This window comes from Vibrio furnissii CIP 102972 (assembly GCF_000176175.1).
GTDB lineage: Bacteria > Pseudomonadota > Gammaproteobacteria > Enterobacterales > Vibrionaceae > Vibrio > Vibrio furnissii.
On record NZ_ACZP01000014.1, the window covers coordinates 1,310,693 to 1,325,086 of the forward strand.

General features: G+C 41.4%; 13 protein-coding genes. All 13 read left to right on the forward strand.

The window, feature by feature from the left end:
* Positions 1-49: 49 nt before the first annotated feature.
* Positions 50-922: a DUF3800 domain-containing protein gene (locus tag VFA_RS16120; protein ID WP_004727928.1), complete on the forward strand. Its 873-nt coding sequence runs from the start codon at positions 50-52 to the stop codon at positions 920-922.
* Positions 923-1,066: 144 nt separating this feature from the next.
* Positions 1,067-1,633, forward strand: coding sequence for a hypothetical protein (locus VFA_RS23020; protein ID WP_050780277.1), 567 nt, complete (start codon positions 1,067-1,069; stop codon positions 1,631-1,633).
* Positions 1,634-2,193: 560 nt separating this feature from the next.
* Entirely contained in the window at positions 2,194-2,892 is a 699-nt protein-coding gene (locus VFA_RS16130; protein WP_038151990.1) for a hypothetical protein, read from the forward strand.
* A gap of 147 nt (positions 2,893-3,039) precedes the next feature.
* The gene (locus VFA_RS16135) at positions 3,040-3,456 is read left to right on the forward strand and encodes a hypothetical protein (RefSeq protein WP_038151994.1); all 417 of its coding nucleotides are present in this window, start codon (positions 3,040-3,042) and stop codon (positions 3,454-3,456) included.
* Positions 3,457-5,278: 1,822 nt separating this feature from the next.
* Positions 5,279-5,749 (forward strand): GNAT family N-acetyltransferase, encoded by a 471-nt coding sequence (locus VFA_RS16140; protein WP_038151998.1) that lies wholly within the window; start codon positions 5,279-5,281, stop codon positions 5,747-5,749.
* Positions 5,750-5,883: 134 nt separating this feature from the next.
* Positions 5,884-6,357 (forward strand): GrpB family protein, encoded by a 474-nt coding sequence (locus VFA_RS16145; protein WP_038152004.1) that lies wholly within the window; start codon positions 5,884-5,886, stop codon positions 6,355-6,357.
* A 1,014-nt stretch (positions 6,358-7,371) separates the two neighbouring features.
* A complete protein-coding gene (locus tag VFA_RS16150; RefSeq protein WP_038152006.1) occupies positions 7,372-8,049 on the forward strand; it encodes a hypothetical protein in 678 nt (225 codons plus the stop codon).
* A 556-nt stretch (positions 8,050-8,605) separates the two neighbouring features.
* Positions 8,606-9,280, forward strand: a complete 675-nt coding sequence (locus VFA_RS16155) for a hypothetical protein (RefSeq protein WP_029836793.1) — start codon at positions 8,606-8,608, stop codon at positions 9,278-9,280.
* A 147-nt stretch (positions 9,281-9,427) separates the two neighbouring features.
* Entirely contained in the window at positions 9,428-9,862 is a 435-nt protein-coding gene (locus tag VFA_RS16160; RefSeq protein WP_038152009.1) for a hypothetical protein, read from the forward strand.
* 1,042 nt (positions 9,863-10,904) lie between these two features.
* Positions 10,905-11,408 (forward strand): hypothetical protein, encoded by a 504-nt coding sequence (locus VFA_RS16165; RefSeq protein ID WP_140209462.1) that lies wholly within the window; start codon positions 10,905-10,907, stop codon positions 11,406-11,408.
* A gap of 105 nt (positions 11,409-11,513) precedes the next feature.
* On the forward strand, positions 11,514-11,864 hold the full coding sequence (locus VFA_RS16170; protein ID WP_038152015.1) for a hypothetical protein: 351 nt from the start codon (positions 11,514-11,516) through the stop codon (positions 11,862-11,864).
* A 147-nt stretch (positions 11,865-12,011) separates the two neighbouring features.
* A complete protein-coding gene (locus VFA_RS16175) occupies positions 12,012-12,887 on the forward strand; it encodes a restriction endonuclease (protein ID WP_004727931.1) in 876 nt (291 codons plus the stop codon).
* 698 nt (positions 12,888-13,585) lie between these two features.
* On the forward strand, positions 13,586-14,044 hold the full coding sequence (locus VFA_RS16185; RefSeq protein WP_038152019.1) for a GNAT family N-acetyltransferase: 459 nt from the start codon (positions 13,586-13,588) through the stop codon (positions 14,042-14,044).
* The last annotated feature ends 350 nt before the right edge of the window (positions 14,045-14,394 follow it).

Consider the following 14,394-nt stretch of genomic DNA (forward strand, 5'->3'; position numbering starts at 1 on the left):
AGTGTTTTAGTAAGGAGGCAGCATTGCTCACAACTTAATTGGGCGTTAGTTGCTAGGAGGCAATAATGCATTTTTTTATTTAGACGAAAGCGGTGATACTGGTGCTGATTTAGAAAATGAGCAACAGCCAATATTTGTTTTAGCCGGTCTCAGTGTGGCTGATAAAAAATGGAACAATACTAAAGAAAAAATAGATGGGATCGTAAGAAATTACTTTAATGGAGAAATACCACCTAAGTTTGAGGTTCATTCAAACGAATTGCTTTCTCCGAATGGTGAGGGGTCTTTCGAAAATCATCCTATAGAGAAAAGGCTTGAACTGGTTAAGGATTTACTAAATGTCCTTGTGGAACTTGGACATCAGGCCCACTACTTTGCAACAGAGAAATCTAATCTGAAACAGCACAATTGCACTTATCAAACTGTTTATGATCTTAATCATCCTTACTTGTTGTCATTTGATTATCTAATTACATATATGAACTGGCATGTTAAATGTAATTTAGGACAATCTGCTCGTGGAATGATCGTAATGGATGAGAAAGAGGAGCACCATGAAAGTGTTGAGGCGATTATTCAAAACAGGCGTTATGAAGTGCCTGCAAACCAAAAAGTAAAATGGATCGTCGAGTTTAGTTACCCTATCGATTCTCGAAAGAATCCGATGATACAATTGTCCGATTTAGTTGCTCTCTGTATCCGACGATTCTTAGAAATTGAAAAGGGTTACAAGCCTAATTGTCCTGAACCAGTGAAAAAATTCTACGCTGATTGTTTCAATCTCATTGACGGTAGAATAAAAGGTAAAAAAATAATCGAGCGTAATGGAAAAAATAGTGCTCTGATAAATACATACCTAACTAATGTACAGTGTAAACCAAGTAATCAGTGGCGTAAGAAGTTTGGCATAAAACGCAACTAACAAGGCGTTCAAGAGGGATTCATGCCGCGTGGCATTTTTGGTTTGCAGTGAGTTTGGTGGTGAAAGTGGCTTGCGGAAAGCTGGTTTATGCGGCATTCACCCCTTAACGCGGCGTTATATTTTTCATCAAGTTTGGAGTATGAATTGAAAGTTAGTAATCCTTTAACAATTGTGGCGATTTTTGCTGGTGTAGCAGAAGCGTTTGCAACTGGTGCTTTGGTTCTACTGCCATTAGAGATTCAACAAAATTTTGTTTATTTCGTGATGTTTTTCCCGTTACTCATAGTAGTGACATTTTTTGGTATTTTAGTTAAAAAGCCTCAGGTTCTATATGCTCCCAGTGACTATTCTGATGAAAAAAACTTCATCGTTGCCAATGGTATTGAGAAAGTGTTAAGTGCTAAAACCGAAGAGGTAGTTGAATCCATTAAGCGGGACGCTCCAGAACTAAACTCGTCTACAATCGAATCGTTAAGGCATAGTTTGAAAAATAGCTTTAAAACTGCTGCGGAAGACAGTTTTGAACAACTTATTTTGGATTACCTAAAAGAGCACCCTAACAATGCTTACACTGCGACTGGTATTGGTCATATATTATCAATTAGTTTTAGGGTAGTGGCTGATACCCTGCTTCAGCTAGAAAGTCAGGGGTTGGTAGTCAGGGGTGTTGAAAAGGATACAAACATCACTTTGTGGCAAATAAAAATATAACAAACTGTTCAAGAGTGATTCAGCACGCGTGGCATTTTTGGTATGCGTTGATTTCGGTGTTGAAGTGCCATGCGGAAGCTTGGTCATTGCGTGCTTCACACCTTAACAGGGCGTTATGTAGCTTTATAAATTTTGGTGTTTATATCCAGTTGTCTTTGGCAAATGGTTCGCGGATAGTTCATCTATCGCAAGGTGTGGCGCGCATTATGTTATCGAAACGTCTGTGTGCAATGTCGGTTCCGTTCGTTAGGTCTTCCTTACACAAAAGCGATATTTGGCGCTGGTCGATTTGAATCCATAGACGCTGGTCTTTTTGTCTGTCAAAGTTCGTGAACCATTTCAGGTAATTAGGGGGGCGGCAAGATTCGCTTCTTGTTCAGCTTCTCTTGGGTGGTAAATTGAATCTGAAAGGCAGGCTACATAACAAAGCGTTCAAGCGGGACTTGGCACGCGTGGCAGTTTTGGTTTGCAGTTTGTTTAGTGATTAAGGCGTAATGCGGTCACGTTTGTAGTGCGTGCCTGCGCCCCTTAACGCGGCGTTAGTACTCAGGAGGTTGTCAATGGACAGCGAAAAAATTGAAGTAGAGCTAGTGCCGAAGGACAAGAAAGATAACTGGGACAAATGGAAAATACTTTCTGCTAGTTTATTAATCCCACTGATTGGTTATCTTATTCACGTGTCTTCTTCGGCATATAAAATGACTGATAGCAATGCACAAGTTCTTGCGTTAGCAGTCGAAATTCTAAAGTCACCAGCTTCAGGAACTACTGAGAATAGAGAGCTTCGCTCTTGGGCGGTAGATATTGTAAATAGATACGCAATTATTGAACTTCCTGAGAGCTTAAAAATGAATTTAGAAGAAAGTTCAGTTTTACCTACAGCAGGTAACGTTAATTTTTCTCTGACTAAAGCCAATTCCTTGTTCGGGTTAAGCATAAAAAAAGACTATAAGGGTAACTTTGCTATTCATAATATAAACGTAAGCTATAAAGGACGGGAATGTAAGCTAACGCAAGAGATTCCAGTCTCCTTTGATAAGGAAATGCATATTGATCTACCGCTGGTTTCGTTGCCTAATTTGCAAAGCTGTTCAGGGTTAGATTTTAGTAAGTATAAGGCCGTGGGGCTCGAGAGGCATTTTTATACTCAAAACTCTTCTGTTAATGGGGTAACTCTTTCAATAGTTATTGATTATTCAACAAACATGACTAGTTCTGTTTCTCAAATGACGGCTTATTTTATGCCTATTGAGTACTAACAAAGCGTTCAAGGCGGATTCCCAACGCTTGGCATTTTCGGTTTTCTTTGAATTTAGTGGCTACGGCACAATGGTTTAGGTCAGGTGGTAGCGTTGCTCACCACTTAACGCGGCGTTATAAGCATTAAGCGTATAGAACGAAATATCATGAATGAAATGAAAGAACCTTGGAAAAAAGATACAAATGATCGTTACTTGGATATGGTTAAATCCGTAGTCAATCTATCTACCGCGTCTTTATTGCTGCCAGTCTTTTTCGCTAGAAACTTTATTGACATTCCGAAAGATTCTCCTTTGTTGGCAGTATTCGGCTGTAGTATCTATATTGCGTGGCTTTTGTTAGGGTTATCTATTCTTAACGGTTTAGTTTATCAATACCTTTCAGCGAAATGGCTCAGGATTGCATGGGGGAAGCAAGCAGGCATTCTCTGGTCAAAGAACACATCAGAATCTACAGTTGAAAACTGCATGGAATGGTGTTTGTGGGGGTGTGTTGCTTATTTCATCTCTGGTGTAGCCTTTACATTGTATTTTTTCATGACTTTTGAAGGTGCCCACTTATAGTCATGCTTATAACAAAGCGTTTAAGACGGATTCACAACGCTTGGCATTTTTGGTTTGTATCAGCTTAAGTGTTTACGGCACAATGGTTTAGGTTAAGTGGTCGCGTTGTTCACCCCTTAACGCGGCGTTATGTAGCTTTATAAATTTTGGTGTTTATATCCAGTTGTCTCTGGCAAATGGTTCGCGGATAGTTCATCTATCGCAAGGTGTGGCAAGCATTATGTTATCGAAACGTCAGCGTGCAATGTTGGTTCCGTTCGTTAGGTTTTCCTACACAAAAGCGATCTTTGTTGCTGGTACATTTGAATCCAAGGGCGCTGGTCTTTTTGTCTGTCAAAGTTCGTGAACCATTTCAGGTAATTTGGGCGCGGTAAGATTTGTTGCTTGTTCAGCTTTTCTTGGGTGGTAAATTGAAGCTGAAAGAAAGGCTATATAACAAAGCGTTCAAGCGGGACTCATGCCGCGTGGCATTTTTGGTATGCAGTGATTTTTGTAGTGAAAGCGGTCTGCGGAAGGTTGGTTTGTGCGGCATTCACCCCTTAACGCGGCGTTATGTAGCTTTATAAATTTTGGCGTTTATATCCAGTTGTCTTTGGCAAATGGTTCGCGGATAGTGCATCTCTCGCAAGGTGTGGTGAGCATTATGTTATCGAAACGTCTGCGTGCAATGTCGGTTTCGTTCGTTAGGTTTTCCTTACACAAAAACGATCTTTGTCGCTGGTCGATTTGAATCCAAGGACGCTGGCCGTTTTGTCTCCCCAATTTCGTGAACCACTTTGGGTAATTTGGCTACAGCAAGATTTGCTGTTTGTTCGGCTTTTCTTGGGTGGTAAATTGAATCTGAAAGTCAGGCTACATAACAAAGCGTTCAAGCGGGACTCATGCCGCGTGGCATTTTTGGTTTGCGGAAGGTTGGTTTATACGGCATTCGCCCCTTAACGCGGCGTTATGTAGCTTTATAAATTTTGGTGTTTATATCCAGGTGTCTTTGGCAAAAGGTGCGCGGATAGTTCATCTATCGTAAGGTATGGCGAGCATTATGTTATCGAAACGTCTGCGTGCAATGTCAGTTCCATTCGTTAGGTTCTCCCTACACAAAAGCGATCTTTGTCGCTGGTCGATTTGAATCCACGGGCGCTGAACTTTTTGTCTACCCAATTTCGTGAACCACTTCAGGTAATTAGGGGGCGGCAAGATTCGCTTCTTGTTCAGCTTCTCTTGGGTGGTAAATTGAATCCGAAAGGCAGGCTACATAACAAAGCGTTCAAGCGGGACTCATGCCGCGTGGCATTTTTGGTTTGCGTTGAGTTTTTGTGATGAAAGTGGTCTGCGGAAGGATGGTTTATACGGCATTCGCCCCTTAACGCGGCGTTATGTAGCTTTATAAATTTTGGTGTTTATATCCGGTTGTCTTTGGCAAATGGTTTGCGGTTAGTTCGTCTAGCGCAAGCTGTGGCGAGCATTATGTTATCGAAACGTCTGTGTGCAATGTCGGTTCCGTTCGTTAGGTTTTCCCTACACAAAAGCGATATTTGTCGCTGGTCGATTTGAATCCACAGACGCTGGTCTTTTTGTCTGTCCAATTTCGTGAACCACTTCAGGTAATTTGGGCGCGGCAATATTCACTGCTTGTTCGGCTTTTCTTGGATGGTAAATTGAAGCTGAAAGGCAGGCTACATAACAAAGCGTTCAAGCGGGACTCATGCCGCGTGGCATTTTTGGTTTACGGTGAGTTTTGTGGTGAAAGCGGTCTGCGTTAAGTTGGTTTATGCGGCATTCACCCCTTAACGCGGCGTTATACGAATTAGGGAAAATTCAGAATATGGAAATAAAAATAGATGACTTATCGGGTGGTGAGGTGTTCAAATTACTTGAAGAACATTTAGCTGATATGTACGCAACTTCACCCCCTGAAAGTGCTCACGCTCTCGATGTTCATGCGCTGAAATCACCAGACATTACATTTTTCAGTGGTTGGATTGGTAATGAACTGCAAGGTTGTTTGGCTTTCAAACAATTAACTCCTCAGCATATTGAACTCAAGTCAATGAGAACTTCAAGCCCATCTCGTAAATCCGGTGTAGCAACTCAACTGCTTGCTCATGCTCTAAACGTCGCAATAGACAGAGGGTATCAAAAAGTTAGTTTAGAGACAGGTACTCATGAATTTTTCCAACCAGCAATAAACCTGTATGAAAAGTTTGGGTTCACTTACTGCGCTCCTTTTGCTGATTACAATTTGGATCCACATAGTCACTTTATGACACGGGATTTGGTGGAAAAATTCGTATAACAAAGCGTTCAAGCGGGACTCATGCCGCGTGGCATTTTTGGTATGCGTTGAGTTTTTGTGGTGAAAGTGGTCTGCGGAAGGTTGGTTTGTGCGGCATTCACCCCTTAACGCGGCGTTATGCCTTTTGAGGAAATATGAAATTTTACAGTGCTGAACAGTATCAAGGGAAATGCCAAGAGCGCTTCCTTAGATATCAATCCGAAATTCAGGAATTGCTCCCTGAGGCAAGGGTTGAGCATATTGGCGCCTCTTCAATACCAATGGCGATATCAAAAGGTGACCTCGATATTTTCGTTGGTGTTGAAATGGGTGACTTTGGCTTGGCGATACAAAGGTTGATGACATTAGGTTTTCAAGAAAAAACCGACACTTTAAGAACGTCAGAGCTTTGTATGTTGGAATCAACATCGGGTCATGATGCTGCGTTTCAAATTGTTGTCAATGGCTCTGAGTTTGAGTGCTTTTTGGTTTTTCGCGATAAATTGCGTAAGGATGCTTCACTTGTACAGCGGTACAACGACTTAAAGCTGTCTTGTGAGGGTTTGTCACAAGATGACTACCGGCGTAAGAAATCAGAGTTTGTAGAGCAAGTATTGGCACAGGCATAACAAACGCCTCAAGAGGGACTGTCAACGCGTGGCGTTGCCAGCCCCTTAGGCGGGCGTTATGTAGCTTTATCAATCTTGGTGTTTATATCTAGTTGTCTTTGGCCAACGGCGCGTAGACGGTTAAGTTGGCGCAAAGTGTGGCGAGCATTATGTTATCGAAACGTCGGTGTGCAATGTCGGTTCCGTTCGTTAGGTTTTCCCTACACAAAAGCGATCTTTGTTGCTGGTCAATTTGAATCTACGGGCGCTGGTCTTTTTGTCTACTCAATTTCGTGAACCACTTCAGGTAATTTGGCTGCGGCAAGATTCGCTGCTTGTTCAGCTTTTCTTGGGTGGTAAATTGAAACTGAAGGTCGGGCTACATAACAAAGCGTTCAAGCGGGACTCATGCCGCGTGGCATTTTTGGTTTGCGGTGAGTTTTTGTGGTGAAAGCGGTTTGCGGAAGGTTAGTTTATACGGCATTCACCCCTTAACGCGGCGTTATGCGTATAAGCGGGAAGATTCTAGATACATAGGAAGCGAGGGGACAAACCACCATCCTAGCAACAAGAGAGTGTAGCTAAAGAAGTTAGAATCGACAGTCTTGACCACTGCTTTTTTTAGTGTTTCATAAGCTGAAGTTAGTCTGTTTTTATCCATGTGCACCTCCTTAGGGCAATCTTGCAATTGAGAGTCGAACTCAGAGTGAGTTGAGAAATGTGAAGTTATTTGTTGGTACGTACCGGTTAAGTTCGAAATTAGCCAAACAATCAATTCCACAGCTTCAGCCCACTCCCCCGCGCTACCTATGCACCCAGAAGTTTGGGTATGATATTCTGTTTATCTGGTTGGGTCAATTAGTAATAATAAACCATACGCATAACAAAGCGTTTAAGACGGATTCCCAACGCTTGGCATTTTCGGTTTGATTCAGCTTTAGTGTTTACGGCACAATGGTTTAGGTAGGGTGGTAGCGTTGCTCACCACTTAACGCGGCGTTAGCTACCTTATCAATTAAAAATCTAAGAGGTTACATGAAACGTAAAAAGGAGCAGTCTGCTATCGATGGATTTTTTAAACACTTCCACAGAGCAGCCGAAAAAATGAATAGAAGAGCAGTTAACTGCTCAATGGATGGAATGGATACGATATTAGGTGCAGATTATATCTTTACAGATAACGTAACATTTGCGCTTACTGAGTTTAAACACGATGAGAAAGACCTGAAGTCGGAGGCTGAAAAGCACCGAAGAGAGTCATTATGTATTGCATTGGATTCAGATGTAATCAAAGCTAATTTAGCCAATCAATGCCATTACATTTCATGGACAAAGAAAACTGAAGAGCTTCGCCGAGTCATTTATTTCAATAAGTACAAGCACCAAATATGCAATAGAACAATTTTTGGTGATGAAAGCAACCTTAAGAACGATAAACCTAGTGTCAAACCAATGCCGGCGAGAGAGTTTATAAGTCTCTTTTTGCAACATAAAATTGGAACCAATTTTGAGTTATTCAATCACTATGTTGAATGGCTACTAGAAAGGGAAGAGGAAGATTCAGGAGTTGAAATTTTATTGGACGACCCAGATGATGAAAATTGTGGTTTGATTGAATTTGAATCTTTATCTGAATTAAGAGGCTGGCTTAGCAAGTACACCCCAACGCCTCCAGCGCCTACCCCTCCAAAGTCAGGTATGAGGCCCCGATAGCTAACAATCTGTTTAAGAGTGATTCGCAACGCTTGGCATTTTTGCTATGCGTTGCGTTTTGTGTTTAAGGTGATATGCGGGAGCTTCTGTATTGCGTTGCTCACACCTTAACAGGGCGTTATGTAGCTTTATAAATTTTGGTGTTTATATCTAGTTGTCTTAGGCAAATGGTTCGCGGATAATTCATCTATCGCAAGGTGTGGCGATCATTATGTTATCGAAACGTCTGTGTGCAATGTCGGTTCCGTTCGTTAGGTTTTCCCTACGTAAAAGCGATCTTTGTCGCTGGTCGATTTGAATCCAAGGGTGTTGGCCGTTTTGCCTACCCAATTTCGTGAACCATTTCAGGTAATTTGGTTGCGGCAAGATTCGCTGCTTGTACAGCTTTTCTTGGGTGGTAAATTGAATCTGAAGGTCAGGCTACATAACAAAGCGTTCAAGCGGGACTTGGCACGCGTGGCATTTTTGGTTTGCAGTTTGTTTAGTGATTAAGGCGTAATGCGGTCACGTTTGTAGTGCGTGCCTGCGCCCCTTAACGCGGCGTTAGGTAAATTGAATGAGTTGTGTACATAAAAAAATAGAAGCTGCCTTAGATCGGTGGGATGAAAGTCATTGGTATCTTCATCAGATTGAAGAGCACTACCATAACGCTGATGCTTTAAGGTATTCAATGAATGCGTTTATTCGATCTTTGAGAGAAATACCTGACATGATTGCAATGGCGCTTCAGAACCATGAAGGTTTTCCTGCTTGGCATAAGCCAATAAGGAAATCATTAGAAAGGGAAGATTTCCTTTTCTCTCAGATCATTCGTCATCGCAACCATATCGTTCATAAATCAATGTTAAAGCCTAAAAGTAAAGCGTTTGTAGCCTCAATTCGTGGGTATACGATCAAGATGCAATTTGGCTTTTATGTAGATCCTTTCGAAGATAGTGATCTAGCAATTGAGCGATTTATTAAAATGTCTAAAAGTAATCCTATTCTAATGCAGGCATTGGCGCCTGATGAAGTTCAGGCGTTAGCTTTGGTTCGTGAGTGGCATATCGAAGGTTACGACGAAGAAATTATCGAATCATTCAGAAATACATGGTTAAGGGTAAACGAATACTTGTCGGAAATTCTGGTCTTTCTAGGGGGAGATGCCTTTCCTAAAGGTTTACCACCCTGTTTTAAAGACTCTAGAAATTTTAGATACAAAAAGTATCACGAGTTTCAAGTACAGTTGTAAACATTTACCTAACAAAGCATTTAAGAGTGATTCGCAACGCTTGGCAGTTTCGCTTCGCTCAAATATAGCCAAGCGCCGCTCACACCTTAATGCGGCGTTATGCAAACAAAATAAGTTGTTGCATTGTATACAAATAGGAGAAATAGCATGAGTCATACAATTCCTGGACCAAATTCTCCAGATTCTGCATTCGAATTGTTATGGCAAAAATGCCAAAATCGAATCGGTCGTGGAAGCTCTAGAGATGTTTATGAAATCGATGATGATAAAGTCTTAAAGGTATGTAGCAGACCATCTAACTACACAAATTGGGCTGAAATTATAATTTTTAATAGTGCATCGGATACAGATAAAGCTCATTTCGCAGAAGTTATATCCTGGAGTCGTTCTGGAAAATTTCTGGTCATGGAACGCCTGCAACCGCTAGCAGCAGTTGATATCGTGGGGCACAAAACACCAATGTGTATAACAGACAAGAAATCTTCGAACTTTGGTCGTGATAATTCAGGGAGCATAAAAATGCTTGACTATGCTGCATTTAATTTTGAGGCGCAACCTTTGTTCGAGTTTCCAAGCGTTTGATGCAGTGTTTGCATAACAAAGCATTTAAGAGTGATTCGCAACGCTTGGGCAGTTTCGCTTCGCTCAAGTATAGCCAAGCGCTGCTCACACCTTAATGCAGCGTTATGTAGCTTTATCAATCTTGGTGTTTATATCTAGTTGTCTTTGGCCAACGGCGCGTAGACAGTTAGGTTGGCGCAAAGTGTGGCGAGCATTATGTTATCGAAACATCTGTGTGCAATGTCGGTTTCGTTCGTTAGGTTTTCCCCACACAAAAGCGATCGTTGTCGCTGGTTGGTTTGAATCCACGGACGCTGGCCGTTTTGCCTACTCAATTTCGTGAACCACTTTGGGTAATTTGGTCACAACAAGATTTGCTGTTTGTTCGGCTTTTTTGGGGTGGTAAATTGAATCTGAAAGGCAGGCTACATAACAAAGCGTTCAAGCGGGACTAATGCCGCGCGGCATTTTTGGTTTGCGGTGAGTTTTGGTGGTGAAAGTGGTCTGCGGAAGGTTAATTTATGCGGCATTCGCCCCTTAACGCGGCGTTATGTAGCTTTATAAATTTTGGTGTTTATATCCGGTTGTCTTAGGCAAATGGTTCGCGGATAGTTCATCTAGCGCAAGGTGTGGCGAGCATTATGTTATCGAAATGTCTGTGTGCAATGTCGGTTTCGTTCGTTAGGTTTTCTCTACGTAAAAGCTGTCTTTGTCGCTGGCCGGTTTAAATCCACGGACGCTGACATTTTTGTCTACCCAAGTTCGTGAACCATTTCAGGTAATTTGGCTGCGGTAAGATTTGTTGCTTGTTCAGCTTTTTTTAGGTGGTAAATTGAAGCTGAAAGTCAGGCAACATAACAAAGCGTTCAAGCGGGACTTGGCACGCGTGGCATTTTTGGTTTGCAGGTTGTTTAGCGATTAAGTAAGGCGTAATGCGGTCACGTATGTTGTGTGTGCCTGCGCCCCTTAACGCGGCGTTATGGCACTGAGGGCAAGTACATTGAGTGACTTAAAGTTTTCTCCAAGTATTGAGGGGGTCGGTCATGTCGATTTCAGACCGTACATGATCGAAAATGCTTACGATTATTACAAGATATCTACTGGATCTCCTCACCAAAGAATGGGCATTCAAGCCGTCATGTGTGCATTGAGTATAGAAATTATTCTGAAAAGCTTCCATGCATCGGTAACAAGTAATCATGGGAAGCTCAACGAAACATATGAGTTTAAAAAAAGTGAAGCGTTGCCAAAAAGAGCTAACGCACATGACTTAATCGTATTATATGAATCGTTGCCAGAAAATATTCAACGTTACTTGTTTGATTCGTTAGATCTTAAGGTGCTTGCTGCTAACAAAGATTTGTTTACGAAAAGTCGGTATGCGTATGAGCCTAATGCGAACAAGTCACATACCGACAGTATTATAAAACTAGCAGCGAGCTTAATATGTAAAGTGGTTTTCTTATACCGAAGTTTTGGTTGTGACGATCCTTTTATAGAGTTGTTCGATATCGAAGAGTTATATTTTGGTGAAGTTCGCCCCTTTCTTTGGTGCTCAGAGCCATAACAAAGCATTTAAGAGTGATTCGCAACGCTTGGCAGTTTCGCTTCGCTCAAGTATAGCCAAGCGCCGCTCACACCTTAATGCGGCGTTATGCTCTAGGAGGTAATTTTGCTCGATTTATTCAAAAAAGTGCTTCTAATTAACCTCTCAGCGGCTCTTATTGTTATCGCTCTAGCTCAGTTTGTTCCATTCTTTGCTACGACTCAGTTGGTCGACTTTCTTTTCTTTGTTGTCATCGTCATATGGGTTTTGGCTAAGCTAATGTGGGAAGGTGGTATTCATAGTAAGACGACTCGGTTAGATGACCCTAGAACAGACAAAGTCTACAGAATGGTAGAAGGGCATGATTTTCAAAAAGACGAACGCGAGCACTATCGAATGAACTACCAGACAGGTTTAGTTTTCTTTATAGCTGGTCTGCCAGCGTTTATAGCTTGTTTAGTCCTTCAATTTCTTTGAGCACGAGCATAACAAACTGTTCAAGAGGGATTCGCAACGCGTGGCATTTTCACTATGCGTTAGTTTTAGTGTTTAAGGCGGTTTGCGGCGGCTTCGGTATTACGTTGCTCACCCCTTAACAGGGCGTTATGTTCATAGAGGAAGAAAATGAATCAATTACAAATATTTATGCCCCCACCTGCGAATTGGCAGGATTTCCAAAACTTGGTGGTAGACATAGCAAAGGTTAAATACGTTGAGAGTTCTGTTCAAGAGTATGGCCGACAAGGACAAAATCAAAAGGGTATTGACGTATTTGCTCAAGATTTAATGGATAACAATATTGGGATTCAGTGCAAGGAGACAAAGAAACCGAGTATTTCCAAGTCTACAATAGATTCAGAGGTTGAAAAGGCTAAAAAATTCAAACCTTCTCTTAACTTGCTAATAATTGCGACTACTGCTCGCATCGATACCAAGTTGCAAGATCATGTAATAAATATAAATGGGACTGGAAAAATTCCATTTAAAGTTCAGCTTTGGTTTTGGGATGAGCTAAATCAAGATATAAACCGCTTTCAATCTGTGATGGCAACCAGTTATGAAGCTTACAGAGAAGCTTTTGGTAAAAGTGAAATGCAGAATCACCTTTCGGCGATTAGGCTTGCATTTGATCGCCCTGCCTACACAGATAGCTTTATGTATGAAAGAAGTTACAGTGATTTCGAATCAGCGATAGTAGCAACAAAGGCTCTGCTCAAGATAGGAGTTCTTCATGATAACTGGAGTAAATCTGTTATTGCGCAAACTATCCCTGCAAGCATGATCGGTGATGAAAGGTACTTTCGGTTTATTAGTGATGTTGAGAAAAAAGTTGATGGGATTTATAAAACCTATCAAAAAGACGTTAAAGAGCTAGTTAATAATCCTAATCAACTGAACGAAATGGGTGGGCAATACAATATTTTACGGCGTAAGTTGATCGAAAAAATTAATGTAATGCTTAGTCAAAATGGTCTTAAAGAGATTCAGTTAGGGTATTAGTTGAAAGAATAAACATAACAATCTGTTTAAGAGTGATTCGCAACGCTTGGCATTTTTGCGATGCGTTGCGTTTAGTGTTTAAGGTGGTATGCGGTGGCTTTGGTATTGCGTTGCTCACACCTTAACAGGGCGTTATGCGACAAGGCTAAATTTTAATATATCTTCAATTTCGTTCTCTTTGGTAATTCATTTCTCTGCTTCGGCAAATCAACATTTTCGGCTCAAATTCTTGAATCACTCAAACCGAAAAACATGCCAAAGTTCGTGAAGTTGCCTCATTAAAAATCGTATTTGGTCGCCGAAAGTTTCTCGGGTACAAAGTGTGGAAAGGGCAAGTTTACGGAAAGTCGGTATTTGCTGAAATTTCGATTCGTTGAATTTCTCGCAAGCAAAAGCTAATTCTTCGCTTTAATGTCGCGTTCCGCGCTTGTGGTGGTCTTGTTACGAAATGTTGAATCCGTTGGTTCTTGAATCACAAAAAGCTATCTGCGCGTTTGTAGTTTTCCGTGTTTAAGGTAATGTTTTCGTTAGCCAATTTGGCATTGCTGAAAAATCGCATAACAAACAATTTAAGCAGATTCGCAACGCGTGGCAGTTTTGGTTTGCAGTAAGTTTTGTGTTTAGGTCGCAATGCGGTGGCTTTTGTATTGTGTTGCTCACTACTTAATTGGGCGTTATGTGCTTTGGTGGAAATGAATATGGAAATCATAATCAGGCGTATCGAAACAGAAAGCATTGAGGACAAAAGTATATTCGAGACTCTGTTCAAGGAGTATCTATCTGGATTCTCAGTTGAACTAGATCTCTCAGTAATTGCTCAGCTATTTGCGTTGCCTTATTTCTACGGATTTATCAGTTTTGTCGACAATAAGCCTGCTGGTTTTGCGGTTTGTTTTGAATCGTTCTCAACTTATCGTGCCCAAAGAGTGATGAATATCCATGATTTTATGGTGTCGGACAACTTTCGTGGTAAAGGTGTTGGCAAGGCGCAACTGAACGGTATCGAACAGTATTGTCGTGATAATGATTACCTCAAAATAACACTAGAGGTCGGTGATGATAATGTTGCAGCTAAAAAGCTCTATAGTTCATTGGACTACGAAGATTACAGAGTAGTTTTGACAGGGCAGCAACATTGGCAAAAGTACCTCAATTAGCACGCACATAACAAACTGTTCAAGAGGGATTCGCAACGCGTGGCATTTTTATTGTGCGTTGGTTTAAGTGATTAAGGTGGTATGCAGCGGCTTCGGTATTGCGTTGCTCACCCCTTAACAGGGCGTTATATAGCTTTATGAATTTTGGTGTTTATATCCAGTCGTCTCTGGCAAATGGTTCGCAGATAGTTCATCTATCGCAAAGTGTGGCGAGCATTATATTATCGAAACGTCTGTGTGCAATGTCGGTTCCGTTCGTTAGGTTTTCTCTGCTTAAAAGCGATATTTGTCGCTGGTCGATTTGAATCCAAGGACGCTGGTCTTTTTATCTTCCCTATTTCGTGAACCTC